The sequence below is a fragment of the Streptomyces sp. NPDC058650 genome, from assembly GCF_042717315.1.
In the GTDB taxonomy this organism is placed as follows: Bacteria; Actinomycetota; Actinomycetes; order Streptomycetales; family Streptomycetaceae; genus Streptomyces.
This window is the reverse complement of record NZ_JBHXRL010000026.1, coordinates 81173-97982: the sequence shown is the minus strand read 5'-3', so window position 1 is coordinate 97982 and position 16810 is coordinate 81173. Positions and strand designations below refer to the sequence as shown.

Genomic DNA, 16810 nt, shown 5'->3' with positions numbered 1-16810 from the left:
TCAGCCGGTGAGACAGCGGGCGCGGGCGCGGAGGAAGACGTCCTCCGCGAGGGCTCGGTCGTCCGGCCGGGCGGTGCGGTAGGCCCACGGCAGCGTCGCGTAGTACGGGCCGAGCGCCTTGAAGACCCGGGCCGCGTCGTCGAAGCGGAGGGCTCCGTAGAGGGCGTGCGCCAGGTAGTTCAGGTCGAGCAGGGAGGCCTCTTCGGTGGCGCAGAAGAGGAACCAGGTGTCCAGGGCGCGCTCGGCGTCGCGTACGGCGTCCTCGGCGACCCAGTGGAGGTCGAGGGCGCGCTCGTGGCCGCGCTCGCGCCGGTAGCGCTCGACGCGCACGTACAGCGGGAGGGCGTGCAGGGCGGAACCGACGGGTGCCGAAGTGGCGGCCCATTGGGCGTAGTTGACGGCCTCGGAGAGCGGTCCGGGGCTGCGTGCGTAGACGAACTGGAGCATGCGGTGGTGCGCTTCGCGGTTGTACGGGTCACGTTTCTCCGCCTCCGCGAGCAGCCCCCAGGGGCCGGGGGCCAGCATGGGGGCCGGCGGGGAGTGCCGGTGCTCGGCCATGCGCTGGCGTCCGTCGAGGGCGGCGAGGGCGAGGAGGCCCACCCAGGGCACGGGGTCGGCGGGGGCCAGTTCGGCGGCCTCGCGGCACCCGGTCCAGGCCTCCTGCCAGAGTTCGCGGGTGCGGGCGTGGCCGGCGCGGTGGGCGCGGACGGCCCGCTCGACGGCGACGCGGCTGTGCATCACCGTGGCGGCGATGCTCCCGGGCTGTTCGGTGCGCCAGGTGTGGACGACGTCGGTGCCCGCGGCGACGGCGGCCAGGACCTGGGTGCGGCGGGTCCAGCCGTCCCACCCGGAGGTCTCGTCGAGCAGCCGGGCCATGGCCACCCAGCGGCCGGTGCGCAGGTCCTGGACGGCGCCCCGCAGGGCGTGGTCGTGCCCCGCCGGGTGGTAGACGGGCCGGAAGCCCTGTGCGGCCATCAGGGGGCGGGGTCTGGTGTGGATGACATGGTTCCTCGGTGGACGAAGGGGGGTGGTCAGTCCCCCGAAGGCCTTCCTGCCGTTGATCGGCGATCACTATAGAGGGCACTGGACGCGACCAGTCCACTCTTCTCGGTGACAGTAACTATTAAGACAGCGACTGAATTTGACTTACTGTCAGGTAGGTGGGGCCAACCTGACGGTGTCGGTCGCCGACGCTTGACGCGGGCCCCGGGCGGCGGCACCCTGACCCTTTTCGGTGATCGGACGATCACCTTCCGATCCTGCGACGGGAGCAGTGGAATGACGGGCGGCCCGGTACTCGCCGTCGACCAGGGCACGTCGGGCACGAAGGCGCTCGTCCTGTGCCCGGAGCGCGGGGTGATCGGCACCGGCACGGCCCCGGTCCGGCCCCGGTACCTCCCGGGCGGCCTCGTCGAGGTCGACCCCCGTGAGCTGTACGACTCCGTCGTGGCGGCCGGGCGGGCGGCGCTGGCCGAGGCCGGCACCCCGGTGTCGGCCGTGGGTCTCGCCAACCAGGGGGAGACCGTGCTCGCCTGGGACCCCGCCACCGGCGAACCCCTGACGGACGCGCTCGTCTGGCAGGACCGCAGGGCCGCCTCCGTCTGCGCCGGTCTCGACGACCACGCCGAGCTGTTGCAGCGGCTGACCGGCCTGCCCGTGGACCCCTACTTCGCGGCGCCCAAGATGGCCTGGATCCGCCGTCACGCCACCGGCGCCGGGGTGGTCACCACCAGCGACGCCTGGCTCGTCCACCGGCTGACGGGCGCCTTCGTCACCGACGCGGCGACCGCCGGGCGTACCGGCCTGCTCGATCCGGACACGGTCGCCTGGTCGGAGACGGCCCTCGACCTGTACGGCCTGGGCGGCGAGCGGCTGCCCCGGGTGGTGGACTGCGACACCCTGGTCGGCACCACCACCGCCTTCGGGCCGCCGCTGCCGCTGACCGGCCTCCTGGTCGACCAGCAGGCCGCCCTGCTCGCGCAGAGCGCGACCGACCCGTCCGCCGCCAAGTGCACATACGGCACGGGCGCCTTCCTCCTCGCGCGGACCGGGCCGGAGCCCCGGCGCGGCACCTCGGGCCTGGTGAGCTGTGTCGCCTGGCGGCTCGGCGGGCGCGTCGAGCACTGTCTGGACGGCCAGGTGTACACGGTGGCCTCGGCCGTCCGCTGGCTCACCGACCTGGGCGTCCTCGCCGGCGCGGCGGAGATCGACGCGGTCGGCGGCGGCGTGCCGGACACCGGCGGGGTCACGTTCGTGCCCGCGCTCGCCGGCCTCGCCGCGCCGTGGTGGCGGGGGGACGTGCGCGGCTCGCTGACCGGGCTCGGCCTGGACACCTCCCCCGGCCATCTGGTGCGCGCGCTGTGCGAGGGCATCGCCGCCCAGGTGGTGGAGCTCGCCGCGGCGGTCGCCTCGGACCGGGGTGCACCGCTGACGTCGCTGCGCGCGGACGGGGGCCTGACCCGGTCGGCGCTGCTCATGCAGACCCAGGCCGACCTGCTGCAACTCCCCGTCGAGGTGGCGTCGTCGCCCGACGCCACGGCCCTCGGGGTGGGCGCGGTGGCCCGTCTCGGCCTCCACCCGGGGCTCGCGCTCCGCGAGGCCGTGCCGGAGTGGAAGCCCTCAGTGGTGTACGAGCCCCGGATCCCGGGCGACGAGGCCGCCGCCCGCCTGGCCGCCTTCCGGGCGGAGGTGTCGGCGCTGGTCGACCGCGGCGGCGATGGCGCGAGGGGTGCCGGCGCGGGAGGTGCCGACGCGACGGGCGACGGCGCGGGGAGTGCCGGGTGAGCGTCACCCGTACGGGCCCGCTGCCGACGGGCCGGGAGGCCGAGTACGACGTCGTGGTCGTCGGCGCGGGCGTCGTCGGCTGCGCCATCGCGCGCACCCTCGCCCGACACCCGCTGCGGGTCGCGCTCGTGGAGGCCTCGAACGACGTCGGGGACGGCACGTCGAAGGCCAACACCGCCATCCTGCACACCGGTTTCGACGCCGCACCGGGCACGCTCGAAGCCCGGCTCGTCCGCGAGGGTCACCGGCTGCTCGGCGCGTTCGCCGGGGAGGCGGGCATTCCCGTCGAGCCGCTCGGCGCGCTGCTCGTCGCCTGGGACGAACAGCAGCTGGCGGCGCTCCCCCGCCTCGCGGAGAAGGCGGCGCGCAACGGCCACCGCACCACCCGACTCCTCTCCGCCGACGAACTCCCGGCCCGTGAGCCCCACTTGGGGCCGGGTGCGCTCGGCGCGCTCGCGGTGCCGGGCGAGTCGGTGATCTGCCCGTGGACGACCACCCTCGCGTACGCGACGCAGGCCGTCCGGTCAGGTGTCGACCTCTACCTCGGCTGCCGGGTGGAGAAGGTCCGTACCGGCGCTCCGTGGCACCGGCTCGTCACCCGGCGGGGGGTGCTGCGGACCCGCCACCTGGTCAACGCCTGCGGGCTCCACGCGGACGCCTTCGACGCGCTCCTGGACCGCCACGACTTCACCGTCACCCCGCGCCGGGGCCAGCTGCTCGTCTTCGACAAGTTCGCCCGCGACCTGGTCCGGCACATCCTCCTCCCCGTTCCCGGACCGCTCGGCAAGGGCGTGCTCGTCTCCCCCACGGTGTACGGGAACGTCATGCTCGGCCCCACCGCCGAGGACCTCGACGACAAGTCCGCCACCGGCACGACGGCGGAAGGGCTCGCCGGTCTCCGCGAGCAGGGCGGCCGTATCGTTCCCGCGCTGCTCGACGAGGAGGTCACGGCGGTCTACGCGGGACTGCGGGCCGCCACCGGGCAGGAGGACTACCGGTGCGCGGCCCACCCCGCACTGCGGTACGTCACGGTCGGCGGGATCCGCTCCACCGGGCTCACCGCCTCCCTGGCGCTCGCCGAGCACGTACGGGGGCTCCTCGCCGACTGCGGCCTCGACCCCGGGCCCGAGCGTCCGCTCGCCCCGATCCGCATGCCGAATCTCGGCGAGGCCTTTCCCCGCCCGTACCGCGACGCCGAACTCATCGCGCGGGACCCGGAGTTCGGGATGGTCGTCTGCCACTGCGAACGTGTGACGCGCGGCGAGATCCGGGCCGCCTTCGCGTCGGCGATCCCCCCGGCGGGCCCGGACGGGCTGCGGCGCCGGACGCGCGCCCGGGGCGGGCGGTGCCAGGGGCATTTCTGCGGCGCGGAGGTACGGGCGCTGAGCGAGGAGTACGGGAAGGGGACGCGGTGAACCGGACGGTCGACGTCCTCGTCGTGGGCGCGGGACCCGCCGGGCTCGCCGCCGCGGCGCGCCTGGCGGCGGCGGGCGCGGGACGGGTCGAGGTGCTGGAGCGGGAACGCGTGGCCGGGGGCGTACCGCGGCACTGCGGGCACCCCGGGTTCGGCGCGGATCACCGGGGGCGGCCGCTGGACGGCCCCGCGTACGCGCGCCGCGCGGTCCGGGCGGCGCTCCGCGCCGGGGCCGTCGTCCGCACCGGGGTCTCCGCCACCGGCTGGGCCGGGCCGCTCGTCCTGGACGTCACGGCGCCGACGGGGCTCGAGCGGATCCGGGCGGGCGCCGTGGTCCTCGCGACGGGGGCACGCGAACGACCGCGCAGCGCCCGGCTCGTACCGGGCACCCGGCCGTCCGGGGTGCTGACGACGGGCGAACTCCAGCAGACGGTAAGGATGTTCGGACCCGGCGGCGCGTCCGTGCGCGGGCGGGTCGGGCGTCGGGCGGTGGTCGTCGGCGGTGAGCCGGTGGCCCGGCACGCGGTCCGGACGCTGCGCGGGGCGGGCGTGGAGGTGGCCGCGGTCGTCACCGAACTCCCGCGAGCGGCCCACGGCTTCGGGGCCGTACCCGTCCTCACGCGGACGGCGGTGACCGAGCTGCTGGGACGGGGGCGGCTGACCGGGATCGCGGTCCGGGGACGGGGAGGGCGGACGTCCGTACTGCGCTGCGACACCGTGGTGTTCACCGGGGACTGGATCCCCGACCACGAGCTGGCCCGGGCGCGGGGTCTCGTCATCGCGCCGGGTACCCGCGGGCCCGTCACGGACGGCGCGTACCGCACGGTCGAGCCGGGGGTCTTCGCCGTCGGCAACCTCCTGCGCGGGGTGGAGCCGGCGCAGGTGGCCGCCGCCGAGGGCCGCGCGGTCGCCGAGGCCGTCCTCGGTCTGCTCGCCGGGCGGCACCGGCCCGCCGAGGGAGTGCCGGTGGTGACGGCGGGGCCCGTGCGGTGGGCGGCACCCGGTCTCCTCGACGCGGCGGCCGTCCCCCTGCTCGTACGGCCGGACCGACATCTCGTACGCCCCCTGCTGACTGTCACCCAGGGGGGTGTACCGCTGCGGCGGGAGCAGCTGCGCGGGTCGCTCGCGCCGTGGCGTTCGGTGCGGCTGGGGCCGGAGTGGACGAGGGGCGTGGATCCCGCGGGCGGTCCGGTGGTGATCGGCGCGGAGGAGTGCCCGGCTGAGGTGCGTTCGGTCAGACTGGGCCGTATGTCGGCGAAACGCAGCGCGGGTCTTCTGGTCTTCCGTCATACGGCGGGCCAGGGCGTCGAGGTCCTCATCGGCCACATGGGCGGGCCCCTCTGGGCCTCCCGGGAGCAGGCGGCCTGGTCGATCCCCAAGGGCGAGTACGAGCCGGGCGAGGCTCCCGAGGTGGCGGCGCGGCGGGAGTTCCTGGAGGAACTGGGGCTGCCGGCCCCCGAGGGCGCGTGGATCGACCTCGGGGAGACCCGCCAGCGCGGCGGGAAGACCGTCACCGTCTGGGCGGTCGAGGGGGATCTCGACCCGGCGGCGGCGGTCCCCGGCACGTTCACCATGGAGTGGCCGCCCCGGTCCGGTGTCCGCCAGGAGTTCCCGGAGATCGACCGGGTCGGCTGGTTCACCCCGGAGACGGCCGCGCCGCTGCTGGTCGCCGGGCAGCGGGTGTTCCTGGAGCGCCTGGCGGAACACCTCGGGGCACCGGCCTGAACCCCAGGGACACTCCGCACCGGCAGTCACGAGGTGCCCGGACAGACCCTGCGCCACGGCCGTCGGAACCCGCTGCGAGCGTCGATGTCAGACCCGTGCGAGAGGGTGGTGACCGCAGAACTGTCGAGAGGGAGCCCGACATGACCACGATGACCGCCACCGAGCGCGCGGCGGCCCAGGCGTACCTGCGGCTGCTCGAATCCACGCAGGCCGTGCTGACCGACCCGCAGCTCGCCCCGTACGCCGGGGTGATGCTCACCCATCCGATGGCCGAGGCCGACGAGGCGCTCCGCGCGGCGGGCCTCTCGGGGAACGAGGACCGGCTGCTGCGTCTCGTCTCCTCGCTGCGGGCCTCCCCCGCGAGCTTGTGGGGGAGGACCGGGTAGCGGAATCGGCGGTCCGTCAGGGGGCCGGGCGGACCGGGAGCGCGCGGACGCTGTTGCCGACGAAGCCGGAGTGGCGGGTCAGCCCGGGTTCCGGGACGGCCAGGTCCAGGTCGGGGAAGCGGGTGAAGAGCGCTTCCAGGGCGATCGCGGCCTCCATGCGGGCGAGCGGGGCGCCCAGGCAGTAGTGGGAGCCGTGACCGAGGGAGAGGTGCTTCGCCGCCGTGGCGCGGGTGATGTCGAAGCGGTCGGCGTCCGGGCCGTGCGCCTTCGCGTCGCGGCCCGCCGCCGAGTAGCCGGCGAGGACGGGGGTGCCCTGGGGGATGAGGGTGCCGTCGACCGTCAGGTCGCGGGTGGGGTAGCGGAACGGGAAGTAGCTGACCGGGCTGTCCCAGCGCAGGGTCTCCTCCACCACGTCCGCCCACGCGGCCCGGCCTTCGAGGACGAGGGCGAGCTGCTCGCGGTGGCCGCAGAGCGCGCGTACGGCGTTGGTGACGAGGTTCAGCGTGGTCTCGTGGCCCGCGATGATCAGCAGGAGCAGGGTGCCGATCAGCTCTGGCCGGCTCAGCTGGTCGCCGCCCTCGTCCCGGGCCGCGATGAGCGCGCTGGTGAGGTCGTCGCCGGGGGTACGGGCCTTGTCGTCGGCGATGGAGTCGAGGAGCTCGACGAGTTCGCGGTTGGCGGCGACGGCCCGCGCGGGCTCGGTGTCGGTGGCGACGACGAGGCTGGACAGGTGGTGCAGCCGGTCCTGGTGGGCGGGGTCGACGCCGAGGAGTTCGCAGATGACCCCGAGGGGCAGCGGGAGCGCGTAGTGGCGTCGTAGGTCGGCGACGCCTCCGCCGGTCCGGGCCGCCTCGGCGAGTCCGTCGAGGAGCCCCGCCGTGACGGCCTCGACGCGCGGGCGGAGTTCTTCGACCCGGCGCACGGTGAAGGCGCTGCTGACCAGACCGCGCAGCCTGCGGTGGTCGGCGCCGTCCGCCGTGGTCATGCCGGGCACGGTGGCGAAGGTGCGCAGCGGCCAGCCGTCGGGTATCCGGCCCTCGGTGAGGGCGGTGAAGTGCCGGGCGCCTTTGGCGACGTCGGGGTGGGAGAGGAAGTCGCGGAGGGCGTCGTGGCCGAGGACCGCCATGCCCTCGATGTCGCCGGGCAGGACCACGGGGGTCACGGCGCCCTCGGCGAGGAGCCGGGCGTTGGCCGCGTGCGGGCAGCCGCCGGCCGGGTCCATGCGGTGCGGCGGCCGGCCGGGGGCGGCGCTGTGCGGGGTGTTCACGGAGGGCACTCCTGACGACGAAGGCGGGCCGGTGCGGCGCGCGGGCGGTCGGATCCTGGGGAACGACGTACAGAGGAACCTGCCCCGCAACAGGCAGGATTACGGGGCTCCTTGACCTCAAGCGCGATTGAGCTTCTATCGTCGTCTCCAGTTGATCATTTGACGGCGGGAGAACATGCTCATGATCCTCGTGACCGGAGCCACCGGAAACATAGGCAGTGCCCTGTTGAAGGAGCTGGCGGCATGCGGCGCGGGGCCGCTGAGGGGGCTCAGCCGGACTGCCGCGCAGGCCGCCTTCCCCGAGGGGGTCGAGGCCGTGGAGGGCGATTTCGCGGAGCCGGCGTCGTTGAAGCGCGCGCTGGACGGGGTGCGCGCGCTGTTCCTCGTGTCGCGCGTGGGTTCGGACGCCGACATCCTCGAAGCCGCCCGGCAGGCGGGTGTGGAGCACGTGGTGCTGGTGTCGTCGATCACCGTCCAGACCCATCCGCACCTCGGGCCCGCCGCCGAGAACGCGGCGGTCGAGCGCCTGCTCCACGACAGCGGCATGGCCTGGACGATCCTGCGACCGACGCAGTTCGCGTCGAACGCCCGGATGTGGGCGGAGTCCGTCCAGCGCCACGAAACCGTCCGCGCGCCCTACGCGGACACCGCGCTGCCCACGATCCACCCCGCGGACATCGCGGCGGTGGCACGGGTGGCGCTGACCGAGCCGGGTCACCGGGGGCGCACGTACGCCCTGACCGGTCCGGAGCCGGTGTCTGCCCGACAGCAGGTCGAGGCCATCGCGACAGCGCTCGGCCGCGCGGTCCCCTTCACCGAGATCAGCCGCCAGGAGGCCCACGCGCACATGGCCTCGATCTTCGGGGCCGAGGCCGCCGACGCGGTGCTCGACGTGACGGGCGGCGACGTCAACGACGAGCTTCTGATGGTGCGTGACACGGTGTCGCAGATCACCGGGAAGCCGGCCCGGCCGTTCCGGCAGTGGGCTGCGGAGAACGCCACCGCGTTCCGCTGAATCACCGCGCCTGAGCCCGATCGGCTCAACGTTCCTCGGGCTATGCCGGGTTGTCCGATGCGTGGGTTTCGGCGGTGCGGTGGTCCGTCGCGCCCCCGCGGCCGAGGAGCTCGGCCAGGCCCCGGCGGGTCGCGGCCACGATCATCCGGTCCCCCGGGCCGAGCACCCGCTCCGGGGCGAGGCGCCGGTCCTGACCCCGGGCCGCGGCCCCGGTGCCGTACGGGGCGCCGTACGCGGGGGCGCTCCGGTCGGCGCTGAGCCCGGCCCGGATGTCGGTCTCGTCGTCCTCGTCGTCCTCGTCGTCCTCGTGGACGAGGGCGAGCGCGGCGGCGCGCTCGACTCCGGCGTCCGTCAGGGCCCGGGCGTCGGCTTCCGCGGCTTCGACGACCGGGCTCCCCGGGGCCCGCGCGGGAGCGGGCACCGACCGGGTGGCCGGGCCGGCGGGAGGCGCTCCGGCGGGCGGGCGCCGGCGCCGCCGTCCGGAACGGCGCTGTTCGGGTTCGGGTGTGAGGGCACGTCACCAGCAGGCCCTGTCGGACCGACAACAGCTGCGGGTGCCCGTGCGGCGCCGCCCTCCCCCGGGCGGGCGCACGCCGTGCCGCCGTACGCCGGAACCTCTACGCCGGTCGGCGCACTCCGTCCTGCGCGGTCCGTACCTCCTTCCTACGGTGGCTGAATGATCGTCACGTCAGCTGTCCGTCATGCTGCCGCCGGTACCGCGGCGCTGCTGTTCGTGCTGCCCGCTCCGGCGGCCACGGCCTCCCCCGCTCCTCCGTTCTTCCCCGCGTCCGGCTCCTCCGTGGACGAGCCGAGTCCGCCGGCACCGCGGTTCGTCGACCCGGCGCGGCTCGACCGGCGGGGCACGCAGGTGCAGCGACTGCCGGGGGCACCCTCCGTACCGGCGGTCTCCGCGCTGTCGTGGGTGGTGGCGGACGCGTCCTCGGGCGAGGTGCTCGCCGCGCGGAACGCCCACCGGAAGCTGCCGCCCGCCAGCACCCTCAAGGCGCTCTTCGCGCTCACCGCGCTCCCCCACAACGATCCCTCGGAGCAGCACACCGTTGCCGATTCCGAGCTGACCGGGATCGGGGCGGGCAGCAGTCTCGTCGGGGTCAAGGAGGGATACACCTACAAGGTGTCGGACCTGTGGAACGGGGTCTTCCTCAGCTCGGGGAACGACGCCGTGCACGTCCTGGCCGCGATGAACGGCGGCTGGGAGTCGATGGCCCGGAAGATGCAGGCGAAGGCCCGGTCCCTCGGGGCGCGGGACACCCACGTGGTCTCCCCCGACGGGTACGACGCGCCCGGGCAGGTGTCCTCCGCGTACGACCTCGCGGTCTTCGGACGGGCCGGGCTCCAGGATCCCGCCTTCACCAAGTACTGCTCCACGCCGTACGCGGACTTCCCCGCGGGTTCCTGGTCGTACGGCATCGCCAACACCAACCGGCTCCTCACGGGCGCGGACGGCGTGGCCCGCTACCCGGGGCTCCTCGGCATCAAGAACGGCTACACGACGAACGCGGGCAACACGCTGATCTCCGCCGCGCGGCGGGGCGGCCGGACGCTGGTCGTCTCGGTGATGAACCCGCAGGGCGGCGGCGGGCTCGCCGTCTACGAGGAGGCGCGCTCGCTGCTCGACTGGGGCTTCGAGGCAGCGGGGCGGGTGCAGCCGGTGGGCTCCCTGCTGCCGGGCCGGCCGAAGGCCGCGGCCGAGGCGGGCGGTCGGGCCATGGCGGCGGCGCGTGCCGCCGGCCGCGCGGACGAGACCGTCTCCGTCGCGGCCGGTGGAGCTCCGCGCGCCGGGGCCGAGGCGGTGGCGGCGCCGCACGAGGGCTACGCGCGCGAGGACGCGTCGTCGGGCCCGTCGGCCGGGCTGCCGCTGACGCTGGTGGGCTCGGCCTGCGCAGCGGCCCTCGCACTCTGGGGATGGCGGCGCCGGGCCGCCCACCGGGCCTGACGGAGGCACACCGGGGGCGGGGGGTCAGGACCGCCGGTCGTGCGGCGCCACTGGAGACATCGGACGGTCGTGTCGGCGACGGTCCGGTGGGCGCCGCACGATCCGGCCGCCACGCGGGTGCCCGCAGATCCGCCGGCACCCGCTAGGACCTGTCCGGCCGATCATGGGCTGTGGGAGGCTGAATTCACCTGCCCGTGCTGCGGTGAGGGTTGGGCCCGGGACAAGCTGCAAGAGGCTCTGTTCATGCTTCCACCGAGGGCCGCCGGCGAACTCCGGGTGCGGGTAGAGCGCCTGGACGCGATGCTCCTCGGACGAACGCATCACGAGCCCGCCTACCAGCAGGAATGGCGCCCATTGCCTTTCAAGGAGACAGTCCCTAGTCCCTTTTGCCTCGGCGTACGAGAGCGACGATCGCGCCGGGTGCCAGGACGATCGCCGCGACGAGCATCCCCAGGAAGGTGGGGGACTCGCCCTGGTAGGAGTCGCTGACCTCCACCTGCGAGGCGAAGAGGCCGGCAACCAGAACGAGGAGAACCGAGACACCCAGAACGATCATGCCCCACGCCCTGCGGGCCGGGGTGCTGCGCATCGGGATGAGCGAGATCGACAACCAGACCACCGCGACGACCAACAGCACGGTCAGTGAACCAGACATCGGCACTCCCAAATCATCGTCAAGCCACCTCACATGGCTTTGAAGAACCTAGGACGGATGCAGCACGCGCAATGTGTCATGCGTGCAGGGAACCTTGTTGCCTGTGCATTGTTGAATGCAGCCTCCGCGCCTCGACCTCGTTGCGTGGCATGACTGGCCTCTGTCATTCTGGCTTGGCTGACTGCGCGGGGGGGACTTATGAGGGTAGGAGCCGAGGCGTTACACCGCAGGGCCGACAACGGGTCCCGACCCGTACCTGTCCGGTGAGCCCCATCCTGGACACCACCTCTGTTCCACCGCGAGACCGGGAAGAGGTGGTCCGGTACGCCGTGTGGGAGTCCGTCGTACGGATCGACATCGAACACCATCTGCCGCCCGATGACCTCGCGGTGCACATCGGGCTGGATACCGTAGGGCCTATCGGGGTCTGCTCGGCGCGAGCGACTGCGCTCACTATTCAGCGGACTCCGCGGCTGGCGCGAGAGGACGTTGAGCCGGCCGTCTTCCTTGGCCTTCAGGTGACCGGGACCAGTGTGGTGGTGCAGAACGATCGCGAAGCCCTGCTGAAGCCAGGAGACTTCGCCCTCTACGACACGTCCGCCCCCTACACCCTGCTCTTCAACGAGGGGGTCGACCAGCACTTCCTCCGTTTTCCCCGCGCGGCACTCGCGCTGCCTGAGAGGTCGCTCCGGGATATCACCGCGGTAGCCCTCGCCTCCGACAACCCTCTTGCTCGTCTGGCCTCTGCCTACTTTCGCCAACTGGCCGTCAGCGAGGAGCTGCACCGGGGCCGGCCCGCCGAAGCGGTCGTGGAGCCTAGTATCGAACTCGTCCGGGCCGTCGTGGCAGCACAGGTCGGAAAGGCGGACCTGGCCCGGGGACCACTGGCGGAAACACTCGGCCTGCGCATCACGCAATACCTACGGGCACACCTCGCAGATCCCGATCTGTCGGCGGCGCGGATCGCCGCCGCGCACGGCATTTCGGTCCGTCATCTCTACACGGTGCTGGCCCGGTCGGGTATCAGCCTCGGAGACTGGATCCGCACGCACCGGCTGGCGGAATGCAAGCGGGAGCTGGCCGCCCCACAGGGTCGGCACAAGACCATCGCGGCGATAGGTCGAAGCTGGGGCTTTGCCGACGCGACCCACTTCAGCAAGGTGTTCAAACAGGCCTATGACATCTCGCCCCGGGCCTGGCGCGACCACAACCGCCCCCACCCCTCCGCCTGAAGGAAAGCGTCGTTCCGCCCGTCGCCGCACGAGAACGTCCTCATCGACAAGTTGCCCGGCAAGGAGCTCTTCCTCGAGTTCGACACTGGCTACACCGAGGCCCTGTTCGGCGTGGTCAATCTGCGGGACGTGACGATGTGGGCGCGCTTGTATGTCCGTCTTGATGCGCCCGACGAGCCGTCGTTCGACGACTACGTGCCCGATTCGCACGACTCGGAAGACGACTGAACCGCACCTGCACAGCGACGTCTACGGTCATGCCCCAGAGCAAGAGGCCCCCTGGTGAGACCGGGGGATCAGCGGGCTCTTACGGGCGTACCGACCGTTGTCGAGTCCTGCGCCAAGGACGCCTCGGTGACAGGGCTGGCGCCGATGGGCGGAACCGCGCCGTCGGGGAACGCGGCCATGACCTGGACCGACTCAAGATCCAGCACAGCGCGGAGAGAGCGCCGCGCAGTCTGGCCGTGGGCGGCGCTGGTGTCCTGGAGAGCGGCGGCGTGGGCTGCTCCGCCCGGGGTCGTCATGGTTCAGCCGCTTTTATGCTCGCAGGTGGCGGCGTTTCAGCTGCTGCGGGCGGTGATGTCGCCGTGGGCGGTGGTGGCATCGAGGGTCGCGGAGGCACCGCGGGCGGCGGTGTCTTCTAGAGCCCGGCCCCGCTCTGGGGCACTCGACCTCGGCCGGCCGCGTGGGCCGGTCGGCGGACTTGTCGATGCCGAGACTCCCCCACGGCGCGCACACATCGCACATCTCCATGTCCGGATACTCCTCGGCCGCCCCCATCGCACCGTCGACGTCCAGGAGCTCCCCGGCCCCGTACTTCGCCCTGAGGCCGCAGTTCCCCCGGTGAAGCATCGGATGCCCCTCGGGCGCCCGGGCCGCCGAGACCACTCACGCCTGCTCACGACGCGCGACCTCCCGGCGTCGCTTCTCCTCGGCGTCCTGGGCCTCCAGGTCGTGGATCTCCCGCTCGGCGACGCGGGAACCCCCACTGACGGCTGCAACACCCGCTCCGTAGTACTCCTGGCCGAAGCCGTCGAGGCCCCGGCGGTCGGGGCGAACTGCGCGTCATGGGTGAGATCACCGTCAGCGCGCAGGACATCGGCCACCTCCTGCACGACCCCAAGGGCGCGTACGGCCGCTCGAAGTCGGTGCCTTCCTTGTTCAGGGCGACACGGGTGGAGTAGTCGCCGGATACGAGCGGGGAGGTGTCCACGAAGCGACAACCCGCCCAGCCGAACGGCGGTCACGCAGCGCGAAGCGCATCCGAGCAGCCGCGCTCGTCGCGCTACCTGTAACTCACGGTGCAGGGGAGGCGCCAGGGGGTGATCCTTGGGGTAGTCGTGTGTTCGTTCACTGCCAGGAGGCTTGCCATGGCACTTACCACCGTCGTTTCGATGACTGTTAGCGACGATGCGCTCGACGAGGCTCGCAGGGCTCTGCGGAGCCTGGCCGGTAGCGCTATCGGTCCGGTGGAGAGCTCCGTTCCCCGGGCCGACGGCCCGGGGGCGAGAACCAAGATGGTGCTGTCGCTGGCTGGCGATGTCCGGGAGCAAGTTGACGAGCAGCTCGCCGCAGTGCCCGTCTTCGCGTACGAGGTCAAGGTCGTGCCGAAAGCCGATTGAGCGCATCAGTGTGCCGAAGCACGAGAGCTGTCACCCATGGGCTGGAGGTGACCGTGCTGATTGCTTTGAGTGGGGCACGCGTGTCGTCGCCCGTAAAGCGCGCTATCTGGCGCCATCGGCGATTTCGCAGGCTGGTTGTCACCAACGGGCGCCCTGATTCGGGGCCCTCCGTTGGGGCGCTGGCCGATCGTGACTACTGGCTGAACTCGTCGAACGCGGCACGAAGGACGTCGGCCAGCGCGTCGGCTTCGCGTCCGTCGATACAAACCGCGCACAGGAAGGCGGCCCAGGCCCGGCTTGCCGCCCTACGCGCGGCCAGGCCCGGCAGATTGTTCACCGTGGACGGCGAGCACTTCACCCGCGCAGGCAAGGTCCAGTCGCCGTGGGCATGGCGCACGGACGGCACCCGCGAGCACCTCGGTCAGGCTGAGCACCGGGCCTTCTGGGCCTGGGCAGCGGTGGAGTCCTCCAACACACCGGTGCCCGAATCGAGGAGATGCTGGAGACCACCCACCACAGCCTGATCCAGAACCGGCTGCCCTCCACAGGCGAAGTCGTCCCCCTGCTTCAGATCGCCCCTTCAAAGACCGACCAGGAGCGCGTCCTGCTCGTCAGCCCCGAACTCGCCGACGTCCTGTCCGCGATCGTCCAACGCGTGCGAGACCCGCACCGGCGCAGTTCCCCTCATCGCCGCATAGGACTACGAAGAACGCGTATGGAACCAGCCCATGCCCCTGCTGTTCCAGTGGAACCGAAGCGGCGAGCCGAGCAGAATGACCAGCGAACTCATCCGCCGCGGCCTGCGCGAGGTCCTCACCACCACGGGCCTGACCGACACTTCTGGAAAGCCTCTGGAGTTCGCTCCCCACGACTTCCGCCGCATCTTCATCACCGACGCAATCCGCAGCGGACTGCCCCCACACATTGCCCAGGTCATCGCCGGCCACGCCAGCATCAACACCGCCATGGGCTACCACGCCATCTACCCCGCCGAAGCGATCGAGGCCCACCGGGCCTTCATCAGCCGCCGGCGTGCCCAGCGTCCCGGCGAGGAGTACCGCACGCCCACCGACGCCGAGTGGGACGACTTCCTCGGCCACTTCGAACGCCGCAAACTCTCCGTGGGCACCTGCGCCCGCGCCTTCGGCACACCCTGCATCCACGAGCACGCCTGCATCCGGTGCTCGATGCTCCGCCCTGATCCAGCCCAGCGGCAGCGTCTTGTCGCTTCGGGTCAGCCTGGCTGGCGCCGAGGACGAGATCGCTCAAGTGGACCGGCAAACTCCCAGCGGCACGACGGTCAACCACGGCATGCCACGCATGCCCCCCAGCTCAGCCCATCCGGGAGGATGACGGCACAGCGGTGCTGTGACAATCAGCGGATGACGAGCAATGAGATCCGTTTCGACTGCCAGCAGCGTGGCGGCGTCGGCCCGCTCGTGGTGCTCCCTCACATCGACGGAGCACCACTCACCGAGCTGATAGACAACTTCGAGATCGCCGCCGAGATGCAGCCCGCAGGCGAAGCCTATGGTGGTCTGATACCGGAGTTCTACCGGTTCGGCCACATGCAGGACCATTTCTCCGGACGCTCCACCAACGCGATGGGGCCGAAGACACCCGTTCTCGGTTGTGAATGCGGCGAATGGGGATGCTGGCCTCTCATGGCCCGCATCACGACAACAGCGGACCTCGTGATCTGGGATTCCTTCGAGCAACCCCATCGCAAGACCCGCGAGTACACGGCATTTGGACCGTTCCATTTTGAACGTGTCCCATACGATGCCGCCCTGCTCACGCTGAACGCCGCTATCGGCGCCGACGAAACGTGATCCGCGCCCGCCAGCGTTAGTTCAGAGAAGTGACCAGGCCAAACGACACCGCTCCGGACCACAGGGGACGGGGCATTCGCACTCCTCCAGGGCTCCCTGGACGTGCTCCCAGGCTTTGCAGGTGCGGTCCGTGATCGCACGCCCCGCGGTCTCAGCGGTGACACGGATTGGGCGCTCGTACGGCGCACCGCTGCGGTTGCCGTCATGCGGCGACTGCCGACGGATATGCCCTGCGCTGCCACGAGAAGGTGATCATTTGTCGCAGTGCTCAGCTGGCTCTCGCCGGGCCGCCCCCCTAGAGAGGATGTCGCTGCCGGAAGCCGAATCCGACTCGCTGTACTCGGCCGCGCGGAGCCCTCCCTCGTCGCGCTCCCACAGCCGCCCATCGCTGTCAAGGAACCGGATTGCCCGGATCGGCGCCTCGCCCTGCTCGATTCCGTAGCCCAGCAGAAAAGCTTCGATGGGGCCCGGGGCGATGGTCAGCTGGGTGCAGGGCGGCATGGTCCAAGAATCCAGCCCTAAGAAGAGCCATTCGTGCTCTGCCGGATCGATGTCTGCGTCTGGTGCGTAGAACAACATCTCGACATTGCTCACTGGATCCAGCGAGCGGTTCACGATGACGACCGTTTCGGAGAGCTCGCCTACGGGCTCCGTCCAGTGGGCGACCCGTCCCGCCTGCTGCCGCCGGTCCTGATCGAGCTGCCGGCGCGTTGCATCCACGCTCGACGACGCCACCAGGGCGCTGAAGAACAGGCCGATCGCTGCCGCTGTGGCCGTCAGTGCTGTTGCCCAGGGCGCTAGGGCGTCACCAATGCGACGTGCCTGCCGAGGCGATCCCGGTGCTACGCCGACGCGTGGACGTCTTTGCGCGGAGTGCGGTCGGCGGGTTCTGACCCTCGGGGAGGTTGCTCGATGCACCACAAC

Annotated in this window: 17 protein-coding genes and 1 pseudogene; 11 read left to right on the top strand and 7 right to left on the bottom strand. The window is 72.2% G+C overall.

The genetic code is table 11. The annotated features are described in order from the left end of the window. Complete coding sequence (locus tag ACFWWU_RS33030; protein WP_384151377.1) at window positions 1-975, bottom strand: hypothetical protein; 975 nt, start codon at window positions 973-975, stop codon at window positions 1-3. 303 nt (window positions 976-1278) lie between these two features. Here ACFWWU_RS33030 and ACFWWU_RS33025 point away from each other — a divergent pair, with 303 nt between their 5' ends. The 5 genes and pseudogenes from ACFWWU_RS33025 (at window position 1279) to ACFWWU_RS33005 (ending at window position 6309) form a co-directional block, all read left to right on the top strand. Continuing rightward, complete coding sequence (locus tag ACFWWU_RS33025; RefSeq protein ID WP_384151375.1) at window positions 1279-2784, top strand: FGGY family carbohydrate kinase; 1506 nt, start codon at window positions 1279-1281, stop codon at window positions 2782-2784. Then, the gene (locus ACFWWU_RS33020) at window positions 2781-4199 is read left to right on the top strand and encodes an FAD-dependent oxidoreductase (RefSeq protein ID WP_384151372.1); all 1419 of its coding nucleotides are present in this window, start codon (window positions 2781-2783) and stop codon (window positions 4197-4199) included. Before ACFWWU_RS33025 ends, ACFWWU_RS33020 begins: the two co-directional genes overlap by 4 nt. Continuing rightward, window positions 4196-5407, top strand: a pseudogene (locus ACFWWU_RS33015) (FAD-dependent oxidoreductase); the annotation flags it as partial. The gene ACFWWU_RS33020 and the pseudogene ACFWWU_RS33015, both read left to right, overlap by 4 nt. Window positions 5408-5446: 39 nt before the next feature. Further along, window positions 5447-5923, top strand: coding sequence for an NUDIX domain-containing protein (locus ACFWWU_RS33010; RefSeq protein ID WP_384151441.1), 477 nt, complete (start codon window positions 5447-5449; stop codon window positions 5921-5923). Between the two features lie 140 nt (window positions 5924-6063). Beyond that, a complete protein-coding gene (locus tag ACFWWU_RS33005) occupies window positions 6064-6309 on the top strand; it encodes a hypothetical protein (RefSeq protein ID WP_384151369.1) in 246 nt (81 codons plus the stop codon). Between the two features lie 16 nt (window positions 6310-6325). On the opposite strand, the gene ACFWWU_RS33000 is transcribed toward ACFWWU_RS33005, so the two are convergent. Then, a complete protein-coding gene (locus ACFWWU_RS33000; RefSeq protein ID WP_384151438.1) occupies window positions 6326-7531 on the bottom strand; it encodes a cytochrome P450 in 1206 nt (401 codons plus the stop codon). Window positions 7532-7757: 226 nt separating this feature from the next. Between ACFWWU_RS33000 and ACFWWU_RS32995 the strand changes: the two genes are divergently transcribed. Then, window positions 7758-8591, top strand: coding sequence for an NAD(P)H-binding protein (locus ACFWWU_RS32995; protein WP_384151365.1), 834 nt, complete (start codon window positions 7758-7760; stop codon window positions 8589-8591). Window positions 8592-8631: 40 nt separating this feature from the next. Here ACFWWU_RS32995 and ACFWWU_RS32990 read toward each other — a convergent pair whose 3' ends face one another. Then, window positions 8632-9012: a hypothetical protein gene (locus ACFWWU_RS32990; RefSeq protein ID WP_384151362.1), complete on the bottom strand. Its 381-nt coding sequence runs from the start codon at window positions 9010-9012 to the stop codon at window positions 8632-8634. Window positions 9013-9267: 255 nt separating this feature from the next. On the opposite strand from ACFWWU_RS32990, the gene ACFWWU_RS32985 reads away from it, so the two are divergent. Beyond that, on the top strand, window positions 9268-10545 hold the full coding sequence (locus ACFWWU_RS32985) for a D-alanyl-D-alanine carboxypeptidase family protein (RefSeq protein WP_384151359.1): 1278 nt from the start codon (window positions 9268-9270) through the stop codon (window positions 10543-10545). Between the two features lie 376 nt (window positions 10546-10921). Here the strand turns inward: ACFWWU_RS32985 and ACFWWU_RS32980 are convergent, their stop codons facing one another. Continuing rightward, window positions 10922-11200, bottom strand: a complete 279-nt coding sequence (locus tag ACFWWU_RS32980; RefSeq protein ID WP_384151356.1) for a hypothetical protein — start codon at window positions 11198-11200, stop codon at window positions 10922-10924. Between the two features lie 263 nt (window positions 11201-11463). Here ACFWWU_RS32980 and ACFWWU_RS32975 point away from each other — a divergent pair, with 263 nt between their 5' ends. Together ACFWWU_RS32975 and ACFWWU_RS32970 are read left to right on the top strand one after the other, a co-directional pair. Continuing rightward, complete coding sequence (locus ACFWWU_RS32975; protein WP_384151353.1) at window positions 11464-12432, top strand: helix-turn-helix domain-containing protein; 969 nt, start codon at window positions 11464-11466, stop codon at window positions 12430-12432. 51 nt (window positions 12433-12483) lie between these two features. After that, a complete protein-coding gene (locus ACFWWU_RS32970) occupies window positions 12484-12660 on the top strand; it encodes a hypothetical protein (protein ID WP_384151351.1) in 177 nt (58 codons plus the stop codon). A 309-nt stretch (window positions 12661-12969) separates the two neighbouring features. Here ACFWWU_RS32970 and ACFWWU_RS32965 read toward each other — a convergent pair whose 3' ends face one another. Then, window positions 12970-13320, bottom strand: a complete 351-nt coding sequence (locus ACFWWU_RS32965) for a DUF6233 domain-containing protein (protein ID WP_384151348.1) — start codon at window positions 13318-13320, stop codon at window positions 12970-12972. A gap of 482 nt (window positions 13321-13802) precedes the next feature. Here ACFWWU_RS32965 and ACFWWU_RS32960 point away from each other — a divergent pair, with 482 nt between their 5' ends. After that, on the top strand, window positions 13803-14054 hold the full coding sequence (locus ACFWWU_RS32960) for a hypothetical protein (protein ID WP_384151345.1): 252 nt from the start codon (window positions 13803-13805) through the stop codon (window positions 14052-14054). 193 nt (window positions 14055-14247) lie between these two features. Here ACFWWU_RS32960 and ACFWWU_RS32955 read toward each other — a convergent pair whose 3' ends face one another. Continuing rightward, window positions 14248-14460, bottom strand: a complete 213-nt coding sequence (locus ACFWWU_RS32955) for a hypothetical protein (protein ID WP_384151342.1) — start codon at window positions 14458-14460, stop codon at window positions 14248-14250. 322 nt (window positions 14461-14782) lie between these two features. On the opposite strand from ACFWWU_RS32955, the gene ACFWWU_RS32950 reads away from it, so the two are divergent. Continuing rightward, entirely contained in the window at window positions 14783-15886 is a 1104-nt protein-coding gene (locus tag ACFWWU_RS32950; RefSeq protein WP_384151340.1) for a tyrosine-type recombinase/integrase, read from the top strand. A gap of 252 nt (window positions 15887-16138) precedes the next feature. Here the strand turns inward: ACFWWU_RS32950 and ACFWWU_RS32945 are convergent, their stop codons facing one another. Further along, the gene (locus ACFWWU_RS32945; protein WP_384151337.1) at window positions 16139-16501 is read right to left on the bottom strand and encodes a hypothetical protein; all 363 of its coding nucleotides are present in this window, start codon (window positions 16499-16501) and stop codon (window positions 16139-16141) included. Between the last annotated feature and the right edge of the window lie 309 nt (window positions 16502-16810).